Below are 15482 nucleotides of genomic sequence, written 5' to 3'. Positions count from 1 at the left end.
TCCGGACGCCTCAGTGCTCGAGGGCGTCGGTGGTGCCGTGCCTCACGCGCGGGCGGGGACCAGCGTCGGAAGCGCCACGACGTCGGACGCCGGCCGGCGGCGTCGGCCGATGACCTTGATCAGCTCGTCGACGACGATCAGCGTGGCGGCGAGGCCGGTGCAGATGCACCACTGGGCGAAGGTCAGGCCGGTGGTGCCGAAGATGCGTTGCAGGAAGTCGATGCTGGTGATGAGGATGATGGCCAGGAGTGCGAGCCCGTAGCGTCGCAGCTGGGTCACGGCCGGGAGTGCGTCCCGGTCGAAGATCGTGTTCACCTGGTCGCGGCACAGCAGCGCCCCCGCCAGGTGGAACAGCGACAGCGTCGTGAGCAGCATCGTCGCAGCGACCACGGCGCCCTCCTGGGCGTCGCCGATCTGGTAGGCCACCAGCGCCCCGACGGTCATCACGGCACCCTGGATGCACAGGCGGATCCAGTTGGCGCGCGAGAGGACCGGCGCACTCATGGGGCGCGGAGGGCGGGCCATCAGGCCGCGCGCCGGCTGGTCGAAGCCGAGGGCGATCGCGAGGGGGATGTCCACCACCATGTTGAGCCACAGGATCTGCAGCGGGTTCAGGGGTGAACCGTTGGCGATGTCGAGGACACCGGCAGCGAGGAAGACGGCGATGTAGGCCACCAGGGTCGACATCTGGAACCGCAGGTACTTCAGCAGGTTGTCGTAGAGGGTCCGGCCGTAGGACACCGCTCCGACGATGGTGGCGAAGTTGTCGTCGGTCAGGATCATCACGGCGGCCTGCTTGGAGACCTCCGTGCCGGTGATGCCCATGGCGACACCGATGTCCGCGGTCTTCAGCGCCGGCGCGTCGTTGACGCCGTCACCGGTCATCGCGACCACGTTGCCCATCCGCTTGAGCAGGGTCACGAGCCGGACCTTGTCCTCCGGCGCCACCCGGGCGATGACGCCGATGTCGTCGAGCTGCCCCAGCAGCTCCTCGTCGGTCATCGAGGCGAACTCGTGGCCCGTCACCGCCCGACCGGGGATGCCCAGCTCGGTGGCGATGGCCGCCGCGGTGCTGGCGTGGTCGCCGGTGATCATCCGGACCCGGATCCCGGCGTCCCGACACTCCGCGATCGCCGCCTTCGCCTCCGCCCGCGGCGGGTCGACGATGCCGACCATGGCGAGCAGGGTGAGGTCGCGGACGTGGTCGATCAGGTCGCCCCCGGCCTGGATGACCTGCGGGTCGAGGTCGCGCTGGGCGACGACCATGACGCGCTCGCCGGCGTTCGCGATGTTGTCGTTCGCCTCGAGGGCCAGGTGCTGGTTGTCCGGGGTGATCGGCACCAGGGTCCCGTCGGGGCTCCGGAAGGTGGTCGCTCGCGCGATCAGCACGTCGGGTGCGCCCTTGACGTAACAGCGGACGACGGGGCGGCCGTCGTCCGCCGTCATCTCGTGGAACGTCGCCATGAACTTGTAGTCGGAGTCGAACGGCACCTCGGCGACCCGTGGCAGCGCCGACCGGGTGCCGGCGATGTCCAGCCCGCCCTTCGCTCCCAGCACGATCAGCGCGCCCTCGGTGGGGTCACCGATCAGGCTCTCCCCGTCGAGCACGGCGTCCGCGCACAGCACCATCGGCAGGAGGTAGGGGTCGAGGTCGTGGTTCTGCCCGCCGACATGGGTGATGTCGCCGGCCGTGCTGTAGCCCTCGCCGGAGACCGTGTAACGGTTCTGGCCGGGGATGAGCAGCTGCCGGGCGGTCATCTTGTTGAGGGTCAGGGTGCCGGTCTTGTCCGAGCAGATCGCGGAGGTCGAGCCCAGCGTCTCCACCGCCGGCAGCCGCTTGACGATGGCGTGGCGGTTGGCGATCTCCCGGGTGCCCATCGACAGCAGGGCGGTCACCACGGCCGGCAGCCCGGTCGGGATGGCGGCCACCGCGAGAGCGACGCCGGTGACGAAGAGGGTGTCGAAGGACTCGCCGCGGGCGAGGCCGAGCATGAGGACGAGGAGCAGCGCCACGCCGGCGATGCTCGCGATGATCTTGGACAGCGAGTCGAGCTGCTTCTGCAGCGGCGTCTTGCTGGTCTCGGCGCTGGCGAGCATGTTGGCGATGTGGCCGATCTCGGTCTTCATGCCCGTGGCCGTCACGATCATCTCGCCGCGGCCGCGGGTGACGGAGGTGTTCATGTACGCCATGCACGTCCGGTCTCCGAGCGGCACGTCCTCGCCCATCACGGGCTCGACCGACTTCCCGACCGGCAGGCTCTCGCCGGTCAGCGCCGCCTCCTCGATCTCCAGCGTCGCCGCGAGGTAGACGCGGCCGTCGGCGGGGATCAGGTTGCCCGCCTCGACCAGCACGACGTCGCCGGGCACCAGCTCCTGGGCGTCGATCTCGACGGCCTGGCCGTCGCGGCGCACCCGCGCGATCGTCTTCATCATCTGGGCCAGCGCCTTGACGCTCTCCTCCGCCTTGGACTCCTGGCGCAGCCCGATCACGGCGTTGAACACGGTCAGGCCGGCCAGCAGCACCGTGGTCCCGGTCTCCTGCGTGACGAGCTGGTTGACGACGGCCGCCACCAGGAGGATCACCTGCATGAAGTCCTGGTACTGCCGCAGGAAGGCCTTCAGGCCGGACTCCTTGGCGGTCTCCGAGAGACGGTTGGCGCCCATCGACTCCAGCCGCGCCTTCGCCTCCTGCGCGGACAGGCCGGTCTCGGGCGCGACTCCGAACGCCTGGGCGACCTGTGCCGCGTCGGCGCTGACCGGATCGACCGTCGGGCTCGCGGCACCAGGGACTGCATGCTCCGTCGTCATCAGCGACTCTCCTGTCGTCTACGTCGGACGTTGCCGCGCCGATTCCGTGGCTCGAACGTAGGCGTCGACAGGGAGGGGCGCCTCACCCAGAGCGGAGTAGTTTCCGTCGCTCGTCCGGGGAACGCACAGGGCCCCCGACCGTCTGGTCGGGGGCCCTGATCGCTGTGTGCGCGAGGGGGGATTTGAACCCCCACGCCCTTTCGGACACTGCGACCTGAACGCAGCGCGTCTGCCGTTCCGCCACTCGCGCAAGAAGCGGGCTCAGGCTACCCCACCCCCGACAGGCCCTCCCAATCGGCCGGACGCCGGGGCGCCACCGTGGCGGAGCAGCACCCGGCCGGTACGCTCGGCCGCACCGGTCGGGCGGTCGTTGATGCCTGCCCACCACGACGGTTCGACGAGAGGAGGCCTGACGATGAACCCCTTGCAGCGCTTCGAGCAGCGGCTCGAGACCGTGATCTCCGGCGTCTTCGCGCGGGCCTTCCGCAGTGCCGTGCAGCCCGTCGAGATCGCCGCCGCGCTGCAGCGCGAGTGCGACAACAACGCGCAGGTGCTGAGCCGGCAGCGCCGACTGGTGCCCAACGACTTCCACGTCGAGCTGTCCGCCACCGACCTCGAGCGCATCGTCGGCCTCGGCCGCGCGCTCGAGCAGGACCTCGTCGACCAGCTGCAGGACCACGCCGACGCGCAGGGCTACGTCTTCACGGGGCCCATCAGCATCGCCTTCGAGTCCGCCGACGACCTGACCACCGGCCGCTTCCGGATCAGGTCCAAGGCGCAGGCGAGCGTCACCGACAACGACCAGCGGACCCGCACCCGCTCCTCCCACGCCACCCTCGAGGTCAACGGCACCCGCCACCCGCTGCGCCCGCCCGGCCTGGTGGTCGGCCGGGGCACCGAGGCCGACCTGCGGATCAACGACCCCGGCGTGAGCCGGCGCCACCTCGAGCTCGAGGTGAGCATCGACGGCGTCGAGGCGGTCGACCTCGGTTCGACCAACGGGATCCTCGTCGACGGGTCGAAGGTGGCTCGCGCCCGCCTGCGCGACGGGTCGACGATCCGGATCGGACACACCGAGATGACGGTCCGCATCGACGGCGGACGCGACGAGGCCGGGGGCTGGAATGTCTGAGCTGACCCTCTTCCTGATCCGCATGGCGTTCCTGGCCATCCTCTGGATCTTCGTGCTGTCCGCGATCTCGGTGATCCGCTCCGACATGTTCGGCGCGCGGGTCCCCGAGACGGCGCGCAACGGCGCGCCCGCTCCTGCCCGCAAGGGCAAGGCCGCGAAGGCCAGCAGGAAGCCGCGCCGCGGTGCGCCCACCCATCTCCTCGTCGTCGAGGGTGAGAACCCCGGCACCCGTGCCGAGCTCGCCGACGCCCCGCTCCTCATCGGCCGCGGCAGCGACGCGGCGATCAAGCTCGACGACGACTACGTCTCCACCCGCCACGCGCGCGTCGCGGTGAGCGGCGACGAGTGGTTCGTCGAGGACCTCGGCTCGACCAACGGCACCTACGTCGGTCCCGTCCGCATCACCCAGCCCACCACCATCGGCCTCGGTGTCCAGGTCCGCGTCGGCAAGACGATCCTGGAGCTGCGGAAGTGATGTACCTCCACTACTCCGCGATCTCCGACGTCGGCCGGGTGCGCCGCGAGAACCAGGACAGCGGCTACGCCGGTCCGTGGCTGCTGACGGTCTGCGACGGCGTCGGCGGCGCGGTCCGTGGCGACCTCGCCTCGAGCACCGCCGTGCAGGCGCTGCGCAAGCTCGACCAGGAGCCGGACGACGACATCCTCGGCCAGGTGGCCGGTGCCGTGCACCGTGCAGACGACCGGATCGCCGAGCTGGTCGAGGAGGACCCTGCCCTCAACGGCACCTCCACCACCGCCACCGTCGCGCTGTTCGACGGCACCCGCTTCGGGGTCGGTCACATCGGCGACAGCCGCGCCTACCTCTACCGCCGCGGCGAGCTGCGCCAGCTCACCCACGACCACACGTTCGTCCAGTCGCTCATCGACGAGGGCCGGATCACCGAGGAGCAGTCGCGGACCCACCCGCACCGCAACCTCATCCTCAAGGCGCTCGACGGCATCCGCCACGAGGAGCCCGACCTCTTCGAGTTCCCCGCCGAGCCGGGCGACCGCGTGTTCCTCTGCAGCGACGGCGCGTGCGGCACGCTCACCCACGACCGGATGGCCGAGATCCTCGGCACCGGAACCCCCGACTTCGCCGCGGTGGAGCTCGTCCGCGCGAGCCTCGAGGCCGGCAGCACCGACAACGTCACCTGCCTCGTCGCCGACGTCTCCGAGGAGGCGCCGCCCGAGGACCTCACCCCCCTCCTCGTCGGCGCGGCCGCCGACCTGCCCCGGCGCCTTCCGCTCGGCGGCGCGGTCGGCGGGCTGTTCCGTGGCCACCGCTCGGGTGACACCGGCGAGATCCCGCCCGTCCCGGACGACGTCCCCGAGGGCGCCTACGTCGCCGACCCGATCGACCCCGAGGCCGCGCGCTACGCGCCCCGCGACCCCGGTCGTCACGCCTGGCTGCGCCGGCTGCTGGTGGCCGCCGTGCTGCTCGGCCTGGGCTGGGTCGTGCTGGCCGCCGGCTGGTCGTGGAGCCAGCAGCAGTTCTACGTCGCCGAGGACGACGGCAAGGTCGCGATCTTCCGCGGCATCGACGCCAGCCTGCCCGGCGTATCTCTCTCCCACCCCTACGAGGTCACCGACGTCGAGCTCACCCGGCTCAGCGACATCGACGCCGAGCAGGTCCGCGAGGGCATCGAGTCCGACGACCTGGAGGACGCGCGGCTGACCGTGGACAACTACGCCGCGCGCCAGGAAGTCGACTGACGGGCCGACTGCGATGACTCAGACCGGGACCCTCATGGGCTTCGTGCACCGGCGCCGCCGGGGCGCGGAGCTGTTCCTGCTGATCCTCGCGCTCGCGGTCGGCATCGGCGCCTACGCCGCCGTCGGCCTCGGGGTCGAGGGAGCCGTGCCCGCAGACATCCTCGGCTACGGCGGCTGGCTGACGGGGCTGATCGTCGCCGCCCACATCACCGTGCGCATCGTCGCGCCCTACGCCGACCCGGTGCTGCTGCCCCTCGTGGCCGCCCTCAACGGCCTCGGGCTCGCGGTGCTGCGCCGCCTCGACCTGACCTACGAGTCGTTGGGCGACCCGCACACCTTCGCGCGTCAGCAGCTGACGTGGATGACGCTCGGCGTCGTCCTGTTCATCGTCACGCTGGTCCTGCTGCGCGACCACCGGGTGCTCCAGCGGTTCACCTACACCGCGGGGCTGCTCGGCATCGCGCTGCTGATCCTGCCCTTCCTCCCCCTCGTCGGTCGCGAGATCAACGGCGCCCGGATCTGGATCAACGTCGCCGGCTTCAGCTTCCAGCCGGGCGAGGTCGCCAAGGTGATGCTGGTGATCGCGTTCGCCGGCTACCTCGTCCTCCACCGCGACGCCCTGGCGCTCGCCGGGCGCCGGGTCGTCTTCGTCGACCTGCCGCGCGGGCGCGACCTCGGCCCGATCCTGGCGATGTTCGGCGTGTCGATGATGATCCTGGTCCTGCAGAACGACCTCGGGTCCTCGCTGCTGTTCTTCGGCCTCTTCCTCGCGATGCTCTACGTCGCCACCGAGCGGCCCGGCTGGCTCGTCGTCGGCGGGCTCCTGTTTGGGGCCGGCGCGCTGGCGGCGTACACGTTCGTCGGCAACGTGCAGAACCGCTTCAACTTCTGGCTGCACCCGATGGACTACTACGACGACTCGCCCGGCAGCTACCAGCTCGTCGAGGCGCTGTTCGGCCAGGGCTGGGGCGGCCTCATCGGGCGCGGCTTCGGCAACGGCTTCCCCGAGCGGGTGCCGTTCGCCTACTCCGACTTCATCCTCTCGACCATCGGCGAGGAGCTCGGCCTGACCGCGATCATGGCGGTGATCCTCTGCTACGGCCTGATCGTGGAGCGGGCGCTGCGCATCGCGCTCATCTCGCGCGACGGCTTCGGCAAGCTGATGGCCGTCGGCCTCGGGACGATCATCGCGCTCCAGGTCTTCGTCGTCATCGGCGGCGTCACCGGCCTGATCCCGCTCACGGGCCTGACCACCCCGTTCCTCTCCTACGGCGGCTCCTCGCTCGTCGCCAACTGGGTCGTCGTCGCGCTGCTGCTGCGCATCTCCGACCAGGCCCGCCGGCCCACCCCCCGCCTCGACCCGGTCGACGACGCGGGCGAGGACAGCGAGACCACCCAGGTGGTGAAGCTGCGATGAACAAGCCCATCCGCGTCGTCTCGGTCTTCTGCCTCGTGCTCTTCATGGCGCTGCTCGTCAACGTCACCTACCTGATGTACGTCCGCGCGGACACCCTGTCCGACGACCCCCGCAACCGGCGGATCATCACCGCGACCTTCTCCCGCGAGCGCGGTGCGATCCTCGTCGGCAAGGACGCCGTCGCCCGCAGCGTGCCGTCCGACGACAAGTACAAGTTCCAGCGCGTCTACCCGCAGCCGATGAAGTACGCCCCGATCACCGGCTACTTCTCCTGGTACGGCCAGACCGGGGTGGAGAGCTCCCAGAACTCCGTGCTCGCCGGCGACGACTCGCGACTGTTCGTCACCCGCCTCGTCGACATGCTCAGCAACAGCGACCCCAAGGGCGGCAACGTCCAGCTGGCGGCCAACGCCGCCGCGCAGGACGCCGCGTGGGAGGGTCTCGAGGCCCTGCCGGGCGATGCGCAGGGTGCCGTCGTCGCGCTCGAGCCGACGACCGGGCGCGTGCTGGCGATGGCCTCCACGCCGACGTTCGACCCGAACAAGCTCGCCTCGCACGACTTCGGCGCCGTGGCCGACCTCAGCAAGGAGCTCAACGCCGACCCCCGCGAGCCGCTGATCAACCGCGCGATCGGCACCACGCTGCCGCCGGGATCGACGTTCAAGCTCGTCACCGCCGCGGCCGCGATCGAGTCGGGCAACTACGACGCCGACTCGCAGGTCCCCGGCGGCTACCGCTTCAAGCTGCCGCAGTCCACGACGTCGGTCGGCAACTACGACGGCGGCAACTGCGGCGGTCGCCGGATCACGCTGACCCAGGCGCTGCAGGTCTCCTGCAACGTGACCTTCATGAGCCTGGCCAACGAGCTCGGCGTCGACGCGATGGCCGAGCAGGCCGAGGCGTTCGGCTTCAACGACACCTCGCTGGAGGACCTCGGCGGCCAGGCCGAGTCGCTCTACCCGCGTGACCTCGACCCGCCGCAGACGGCCCTGTCGGGCATCGGCCAGTCGAGCGTCACCGCCACCCCGCTGCAGATGGCGATGGTCGTCGCCGCGATCGCCAACGACGGCGACGTGATGCGCCCCTACGTCGTCGACGAGGTGCGCGCGGCCAACCTGTCGGTGCTCGACCGCACCGACCCGCAGAGCATCAGCAAGGCGATCTCGAGCACCACCGCCGAGGAGCTGACCACGATGATGGTCGCGACCGTCGACTCCGGCACCGCGACCCCGGCACAGATCCCGGGCGTGCAGGTCGCCGGCAAGACCGGCACCGCGCAGTCCACGGCCGACCGGCCGCCCTACGCCTGGTTCGTCTCCTTCGCGCCGGCCGACAACCCGCAGGTGGCTGTCGCCGTGCTGGTGCAGTCGAGCGACACCTCGCGCTCGGAGATCGGCGGCGGGCGCCTCGGCGGCCCGATCGCCAAGGCGGTCATGGAGGCGGTGATCAACCAGTGACGGCGCTGACCCCGGGCGGACACGTCGACGACGCCCAGCGCTACCTCCTCGAGTCGCGCATCGCCACCGGCGGCATGGGCGAGGTGTGGTCGGCGCGCGACACCGTCCTGGACCGGCCGGTGGCAGTCAAGGTGCTCAAGGCCGAGTACGCCGACGACGCGCTCTTCCGCACCCGCTTCGAGACCGAGGCGCGCAACGCCGCCGCGCTCCACCACCCCGGCATCGCCGCGGTCTTCGACTATGGACAGGGCGCACCCCGCGACGGGTCGTCGACCCACCGCCCCTACCTGGTCATGGAGCTCGTCGACGGCCAGCCGCTGTCCGCCCTGCTGCGACCGGGGGCCCCGCTCGACCCGGCCGCCACCCAGGAGCTGCTCGCCCAGGCGGCCGACGCCCTCGGCGTCGCCCACGCGGCCGGGATCGTGCACCGCGACGTGAAGCCCGCCAACCTCCTCGTGACCCCCGACCGCCGGATCAAGGTGACCGACTTCGGCATCGCCCGCGCGGCCGAGGGGATGGCGCTGACGCAGACCGGTGAGGTCATGGGCACGCCCGCCTACATCTCGCCCGAGCAGGCCGAGGGCACGTCGGCCACCGCGGCGTCCGACGTCTACTCCCTCGCCGTCGTGGCCTTCGAGTGCCTGGCCGGACGCAAGCCGTTCGTCGCCGACACCCCGGTCGGCACCGCCATCGCCCACCTGCGCAACCCGGTGCCCGACCTGCCCGACACGGTGCCCGCCGACCTCGCGGCCGTCGTACGCCGTGGGATGGCCAAGTCGCCCGGGGAGCGCTTCCCCGACGGTGCCGCGTTCGCCCGGGCGCTGCGTTCCCCCGCCTCGGTCACCGGGGCGGGCGCCGCCACCGTCGTCGCCCCGCCCGTCGCACCTACGGGGAGCACGACAGAGGTGATGCCGGCGGCCGCACCTGCTCCCGCACCCGCCCCGACCCCGGTCCCGGCCCCCGCGCCGGCGCCCGCCCGTCGTCGTACGACGCCGTGGCCGCTGCTCCTCGGCATCGCGGCCGTGCTGGTCGCCGTGCTGCTGGCCGTCTGGCTCGGCTCCCGCGACGACGAGCCCACTGGCTCGACGGGCGACAACACGCCCTCGCAGGGTCAGTCGCAGTCGCCCGGGAACTCGCCGAGCCAGTCACCCAGCCAGTCACCCAGCCAGACCCCCACGGACACACCGACGGAGACTCCCAGCGAGACCCCGACGGAGACGCCCACCGAGACGCCCACCGAGACCGAGCCGGCCACGGTCGAGGTCGACCCCGCGGCCTACGTCGGGCGCGACCGCAAGGACGTCGAGAAGGAGCTGCGCGACCTCGGCCTCAAGCCGGTCGCCGTGGAGCTGGACAACCCCGGCGACCAGCCGGACGGCATCGTGGACTCGGTCGAGCCGAGCGGCGCGCTCCAGGACGGCGACCAGGTGACGGTCAGCTTCTGGGGCAAGACCCCGCCGAGCCAGCGACAAGACGACGAAGGGAACGACCAGGGATGACGCAGCCGGAGCCGACGCTCATCGGCGGCCGCTACGAGCTCGGCGAGCTCCTCGGCCGAGGTGGCATGGCCGAGGTCCGGAAGGGCAAGGACCAGCGCCTCGGCCGCACGGTCGCGGTCAAGCGGCTGCGCACCGACCTCGCCAGCGACGCCACCTTCCAGGCCCGGTTCCGCCGCGAGGCGCAGTCGTCCGCGTCCCTCAACCACCCCTCGATCGTCTCGACCTACGACACGGGCGAGGAGATGGCCACCGACGGGTCCGGGGTCGCCCAGCCCTACATCGTGATGGAGTGCGTCGAGGGGCGCACGCTGCGCGACATCCTGCGCGAGGGACGCAAGATCCTTCCCGAGCGGGCGCTCGAGATCACCGCCGGCGTGCTGTCGGCCCTCGACTACAGCCACCGCGCCGGGATCATCCACCGCGACATCAAGCCCGGCAACGTGATGCTCACGCCGTCGGGCGACGTGAAGGTGATGGACTTCGGCATCGCCCGCGCGATCTCGGACGCCTCCTCCACGATGACGCAGACCGCGGCCGTGGTCGGCACCGCGCAGTACCTCTCCCCCGAGCAGGCGCGCGGCGAGACGGTGGACTCACGCTCCGACGTCTACTCGACCGGGTGCATGCTCTACGAGCTCCTCACCGGCCGGCCGCCGTTCGTCGGCGACAGCCCCGTCGCGGTCGCCTACCAGCACGTGCGTGAGCAGGCGGCCCCGCCGTCCGACCTCGACGACCAGCTCGACCCCGAGATCGACGCGATCGTGATGAAGTCGCTGGCCAAGCGCGTCGAGGACCGCTACCAGAGCGCTGCCGCGATGAAGGCCGACATCGAGCGCTACCTCGCCGGCCACCCGATCCAGGCGCCCGCCGTCCTGCCGCCGGCGGAGACGCAGTACGTCCCGCCGGTCCCGCCGGGCGACGCCACCTCGACCATGGCCGCCTCGCCGCCGCCCCAGCGCGACGAGCCGTCGCGCAGCCGCGCCGGGTGGTGGGTCCTCGCCGGGATCCTGGTCGTGGCCCTGCTCGCGGGCGGTGCGTACGTCCTCAACGGGATGCTCTTCGACGACGCGCCCGAGCGTTCCCCGGTGCCCAACGTCGTCGGCCTCACCGAGGACGAGGCCCGCCTCCAGATCGCCGATGCCGGCTTCCAGGTCGGCCGGATCACCAGGGAGACCTCCGAGACGGTGGCCCCCGACACGGTCATCGAGCAGGACCCCAACCGCGACGTCTTCGCCGACCCCGGCAGCTCGGTCGACTTCGTGCTCTCCCTGGGCAAGCCCGAGGTCGAGGTCCCCTTCGTCGTCGGCACGCTGCGCAAGGAGGCGCGGGCCGCGATGCTCGCCCAGGACCTCAAGGTGCGCTTCCAGGAGGAGGACTCCGACGAGCCGCGCTTCCAGGTCCTCAGCACCGACCCGCCCGCCGGCACGTCGGTCGAGGAGGGCACCACGATCACGATCGTGTTCTCCGACGGCCCCGAGAAGATCCCCGACGTCCGCGGGCTGAAGCAGGGCCAGGCCGAGCGGGCCATCCGCGACGCGGGCTTCACCCCGGACGTACGCACCGACGCCGCCTCCACCGAGCCCAAGGGCACGGTCGTCGACCAGATCCCGGCCGGCGGCACCGCCGACCAGGGCAGCACCGTGACGATCTTCGTCTCCGCCTACGAGGAGCCGGTCGAGACGCCGACCGAGACACCCACCGAGACGCCGACCGAGACGCCCACGGAGACACCCACCGAGACGCCGACCGAGACGCCCACGGAGACCCCGCCGGCGTGATCGCGGTGGTCGGCGCGGGGGACTACTCCGGGATCGGCGTCGCGTAGGTGAGGTCGAGCAGGCCCTCGTAGGGCGGCGCGACCGCCGAGTCGAGGCGCGCCATGTCCCACGAGACGCCGCCACCCGGCACGAGGGTGTAGTCGCGGTAGGTCGCGAGGATGGGGTCGGTGGTGAGCTCGGCCTCCATCTTGGCCGGGTCGCCGATGCCGACGATCACGTAGGGCGGCGAGTAGGGGATGCCGTGGAGGGTGACCTGGTTGCCCTCGCACTTGATGCCGGTCGTGGAGATCAGCCGCTGCCCCTGGATGGTGACCGCCTCGGCGCCGGCGTTCCACATGGCATTGGCGACGGCCTGGATGTCCTGCTGGTGCACCACCAGGTCGTTGGGGTCGCCGTCGTAGGCCAGCCGGGACTCCTCGGAGGCGTCGTCGAGGGAGACCTTCACGGCCTGTCCGGTCTTCTCGGTCAGCCCCGCGGGGTCGACGAGGGTGGCGATCTCGTCCTGCGCCCGCTTGACCGACCGGTCGCCGAGCTGCGTGCTGAGTGCCTCCACCTCGGCGTTGAGCGAGCCGGCCTGCGCGGTGAGCTGCGCCGCCTCGTCGCGCTCGGCGCGGACCACGGAGGCGAGGTCGGTGAGCCGTCCACCGCGGAGGTCGAAGCCGTCGCTCTGCTCCGCGCTGACCGCGAACAGGCCCCCGATGAGCAGGATCATGACCGGCGTCGCCACCCGCCACAGGCGACGACGCCCGGGGGACGAGTGGGACGGTGACCGCATGACGACTACGCTAACCCCCCGTCGGGCACCGTACCGCCCGTGACCGGTGCTGCGAGCGCGCCGGGACCCTGACAGACCAGCCCCAGGAGCAGCAGTGTCGAAGTCCCCCACGATCACCTCCCCGGAGAAGACCTCGCTCTTCACCCCGAGGTTCGTGATCGCCCTGGTGCTCATCCTCGCCGGCATCGGCTGGCTGGTCTTCTACTACGTCCAGGCCCGCGGCAACCCGCTCGCCTTCCCGCCGGTCGAGGGCACGCCCAAGGTCATCGCCGACCTCGGTGACTGGAACTACCTCATCGGCTTCGGGCTCCTGCTGGTCGGCCTGATGGTCTCCGCCCACCCTTCCACGCCCCTCGGCCGCGGCCGCGGCGTCGTGGTCGGCATGCTGGGCTGCTTCCTCATCGGCCTGGTGTGGATCTGCACCTTCTACATCTTCTCCGACGACCTCTCCAAGCTGCCGATCTTCAACGACCTCGGCCAGTGGAACCTCGTCGTCGGCATCGCCTTCATGGCGGTCGGGTTCAGCTTCGCGACCAAGTGGGAGTAGGTTCTCCCTCGGCCCGGTGATCCGGGTCACCACGGCACTCGCGCCTCGAGCGGTGAGTGAGGCGCCTTCCTGGGGAAGGGAAGGCGTCTCTCTCACCGCTCGAGTCGATTTCGGGCCCGGGAGATATCCCCACTGTGGACAACGTCTGTGGAGAATTACACGCCTGTAGTTATCCACACCTGTGTGCACAGCTGGGGATATCGAGCACGACGCCCGGCGGCCGGTCCCCCTCGCAACGACACGGCCCCCGCCTCCCCGTCGTACGACGAGGGGCGGGGGCCGGTGAGCCTGCCGGGCAGGCGTCAGGAGAGGGCGACGTCCTGCACGAGGGCGAGCCCGAGGAGCACGGCCAGCAGGAGGCCCAGGCCGACCCACTGCACGAGCGCGCGCCGGGACGCCGGGGCGTAGGCGATGATCGCCGCGGCCAGCGCTCCGCCGAGGAGGCCGCCGAGGTGGCCCTGCCAGGAGATGTAGCGCCAGCCCACCACGGTGATGACGACGCCGAGGACGAGGTTCTGCACGAGCCACTGCGAGTTGAGCCGAGCCTTGCTGGCCAGGACCAGCAGGGCGCCCAGCAGGCCGAAGATCGCTCCGGAGGCACCGACGGTGGAGGTGAAGTCGTAGCTGAACCACACCACCATCACCGATCCGGCGACGGCGCTGATGAGATAGATGGCCAGGAAGCGCACCCGGCCCACGATGCCTTCGAGCGCGGGGCCGAAGAGGAACAGCGCGAACATGTTCATCGCGAGGTGCCAGATCTCGACGTGGGTGAACGCCGCTGTCACCAGCTGCCACCAGGCCCCGTCGGAGAAGCCGGCCTGGAAGGTCGCGCCGGACGCCTCGCAGACCTGCTTCTCGATGTCGTAGAGGGAGCCGTTGGCCGGGTCGCACACCCCGACGGGTCGCAGCGCCAGCAGGTGGGTCAGCCACGAGGTGCGACCACCCGTGATGGTGATCGCCAGCCACACCACCGCGTTGATGCCGATGAGGACGAACGTCGTCAGCCGCGGGTCGGCGCTGCGCTCGCCGCCGTACATGGCGCGGTTCTGGCGCGACCCCTTGCTGGCCTCCTTGACGCAGTCGGGGCACTGGAAGCCCACCGCGGCGTCGCGCATGCAGTCGGGGCAGATCGGCTTGTCGCAGCGCTGGCAGCGGATCCAGGTCTCGCGGTCGGGGTGCCGGTAGCAGGTGGGCACCCCGGCCGCGGTCTGGTCCGCGGGCGGCCCGTCAGGTGGCTGGGTCAAGGTGGATCGCGTCGCGGGTCGGTGTGCGGACCGGGGTGGGTCAGCGCTCGATGGTGACGGACTCGAAGACCACCGGCTCCTGCGGGCGGTCCATCGCGCCGGTCGGGCTGGTGGCGATCGCGTCGACCACGTCGCGGCTGGCCTGGTCGGCCACCTCGCCGAAGATCGTGTGCTTGCGGTTGAGCCACGGGGTGGCGCCGACGGTGATGAAGAACTGCGAGCCGTTGGTGCCCGGGCCGGCGTTGGCCATCGCGAGCAGGTAGGGCTTGTCGAAGACGAGCTCGGGGTGGATCTCGTCCTTGAAGGTGTAGCCCGGGCCGCCGGTGCCGGTGCCGAGGGGGCAACCGCCCTGGATCATGAAGCCGTCGATGACGCGGTGGAAGCCGAGGCCGTCGTAGTACTTCTCGCCCGAGCGGCCCGCGTCGTCGCGGTAGTCCTTGGTGCCCTCGGCGAGGCCGACGAAGTTCTCGACGGTCTCGGGAGCGTGGTTGGGGAACAGGTTGACGACGATGTCGCCCCGGTTGGTCTTGAAGGTCGCCTTGGGGTCGGCCATGGGATGTGCCTCTCAGCTGTCGGTCTGTCGTACGTCGAAAGTGGCGCGGCACGGCTGCCGTGCGCCTCGATCCTGCCACGCCGCGCCCACCCGCGAGCCAGGCAGGGCGCTCGCGCGACGTCGTCCGTCCGGCCCACCCGGGCGGGGCTGGTCGCGTCAGGGTGGGCGTGGTGAGATGGAGCCACACTGACTGAGGAGGTCACGCATGCCTTTCGGCCGCAAGAAGTCCCTGATGGACCGCGCGCACGACTACGTGGAGCAGCTCTCGGAGACCGTCACCGACACCGTCGTCCCCCAGCTGGAGTCGGCGTGGGAGCAGGCGGTGGAGAAGGCCGGACCCGCGCTGACCGACGCGCGTGACAAGGCCCAGCCGCTGCTCGAGGAGGGGCGCACCCGCGCCACCGAGGCGGCCGCTGCCGGAGCTGCGCTCGCCGCCGTCAAGGGCGCCGAGGCGCGCGAGAAGGCCGCCCCGCTGCTGGCGGAGGCCCGCGCCACCGCCGCCGACAAGGCAGCCGTTGCCGCCGCGCTCGCCTCCGAGCGGGCCGCCGAGGGC

The 15482-nt window shown here is 71.3% G+C and carries 13 protein-coding genes and 1 tRNA gene; 9 read left to right on the top strand and 5 right to left on the bottom strand.

Features of this window, described 5'->3' with window-relative positions; all coding sequences use genetic code 11:
- Positions 1–42: 42 nt before the first annotated feature.
- Both AC1DP1_RS10660 and AC1DP1_RS10655 read right to left on the bottom strand, forming a co-directional pair.
- Positions 43–2808 carry a cation-translocating P-type ATPase gene (locus AC1DP1_RS10660; RefSeq protein ID WP_477506836.1) on the bottom strand — a complete coding sequence of 922 codons (2766 nt, stop codon included), beginning with the start codon at positions 2806–2808 and terminating at the stop codon, positions 43–45.
- A gap of 167 nt (positions 2809–2975) precedes the next feature.
- Positions 2976–3058 (bottom strand) — tRNA-Leu (locus tag AC1DP1_RS10655).
- Positions 3059–3223: 165 nt separating this feature from the next.
- Between AC1DP1_RS10655 and AC1DP1_RS10650 the strand changes: the two genes are divergently transcribed.
- From AC1DP1_RS10650 to pknB, 7 genes are read left to right on the top strand one after another with little or no spacing between them, the layout of a single operon-like run.
- Positions 3224–3940, top strand: a complete 717-nt coding sequence (locus tag AC1DP1_RS10650; RefSeq protein ID WP_378546155.1) for an FhaA domain-containing protein — start codon at positions 3224–3226, stop codon at positions 3938–3940.
- Entirely contained in the window at positions 3933–4415 is a 483-nt protein-coding gene (locus AC1DP1_RS10645; protein WP_457186307.1) for an FHA domain-containing protein FhaB/FipA, read from the top strand. Before AC1DP1_RS10650 ends, AC1DP1_RS10645 begins: the two co-directional genes overlap by 8 nt.
- Positions 4415–5656 carry a PP2C family protein-serine/threonine phosphatase gene (locus AC1DP1_RS10640; protein WP_477506955.1) on the top strand — a complete coding sequence of 414 codons (1242 nt, stop codon included), beginning with the start codon at positions 4415–4417 and terminating at the stop codon, positions 5654–5656. Before AC1DP1_RS10645 ends, AC1DP1_RS10640 begins: the two co-directional genes overlap by 1 nt.
- Positions 5657–5669: 13 nt before the next feature.
- Complete coding sequence (locus AC1DP1_RS10635) at positions 5670–7073, top strand: FtsW/RodA/SpoVE family cell cycle protein (protein WP_477506835.1); 1404 nt, start codon at positions 5670–5672, stop codon at positions 7071–7073.
- Entirely contained in the window at positions 7070–8530 is a 1461-nt protein-coding gene (locus AC1DP1_RS10630) for a peptidoglycan D,D-transpeptidase FtsI family protein (RefSeq protein ID WP_477506834.1), read from the top strand. The genes AC1DP1_RS10635 and AC1DP1_RS10630 overlap by 4 nt, the downstream gene beginning before the upstream one ends.
- Positions 8527–10029 carry a serine/threonine protein kinase gene (locus AC1DP1_RS10625; RefSeq protein WP_477506833.1) on the top strand — a complete coding sequence of 501 codons (1503 nt, stop codon included), beginning with the start codon at positions 8527–8529 and terminating at the stop codon, positions 10027–10029. The genes AC1DP1_RS10630 and AC1DP1_RS10625 overlap by 4 nt, the downstream gene beginning before the upstream one ends.
- Positions 10026–11807, top strand: coding sequence for a Stk1 family PASTA domain-containing Ser/Thr kinase (pknB, locus tag AC1DP1_RS10620; protein ID WP_457186298.1), 1782 nt, complete (start codon positions 10026–10028; stop codon positions 11805–11807). Before AC1DP1_RS10625 ends, pknB begins: the two co-directional genes overlap by 4 nt.
- Before the next feature lie 22 nt (positions 11808–11829).
- Here the strand turns inward: pknB and AC1DP1_RS10615 are convergent, their stop codons facing one another.
- Positions 11830–12582 carry a DUF881 domain-containing protein gene (locus AC1DP1_RS10615; protein ID WP_457186296.1) on the bottom strand — a complete coding sequence of 251 codons (753 nt, stop codon included), beginning with the start codon at positions 12580–12582 and terminating at the stop codon, positions 11830–11832.
- 94 nt (positions 12583–12676) lie between these two features.
- Between AC1DP1_RS10615 and AC1DP1_RS10610 the strand changes: the two genes are divergently transcribed.
- Entirely contained in the window at positions 12677–13129 is a 453-nt protein-coding gene (locus tag AC1DP1_RS10610) for a cell division protein CrgA (protein WP_477506832.1), read from the top strand.
- 302 nt (positions 13130–13431) lie between these two features.
- Here the strand turns inward: AC1DP1_RS10610 and AC1DP1_RS10605 are convergent, their stop codons facing one another.
- Positions 13432–14376 carry a rhomboid family intramembrane serine protease gene (locus tag AC1DP1_RS10605; RefSeq protein WP_477506831.1) on the bottom strand — a complete coding sequence of 315 codons (945 nt, stop codon included), beginning with the start codon at positions 14374–14376 and terminating at the stop codon, positions 13432–13434.
- Between the two features lie 40 nt (positions 14377–14416).
- The gene (locus AC1DP1_RS10600) at positions 14417–14929 is read right to left on the bottom strand and encodes a peptidylprolyl isomerase (RefSeq protein ID WP_191193831.1); all 513 of its coding nucleotides are present in this window, start codon (positions 14927–14929) and stop codon (positions 14417–14419) included.
- 205 nt (positions 14930–15134) lie between these two features.
- On the opposite strand from AC1DP1_RS10600, the gene AC1DP1_RS10595 reads away from it, so the two are divergent.
- Positions 15135–15482, top strand: a 348-nt coding sequence (locus AC1DP1_RS10595; RefSeq protein ID WP_477506830.1) for a hypothetical protein, incomplete at its 3' end; no start/stop codon positions are given.

The organism is Nocardioides sp. P4_G10, from assembly GCF_056401175.1.
Note: the sequence above shows the minus strand (reverse complement) of the source record. Positions and strands in the feature narration are given on the sequence as shown.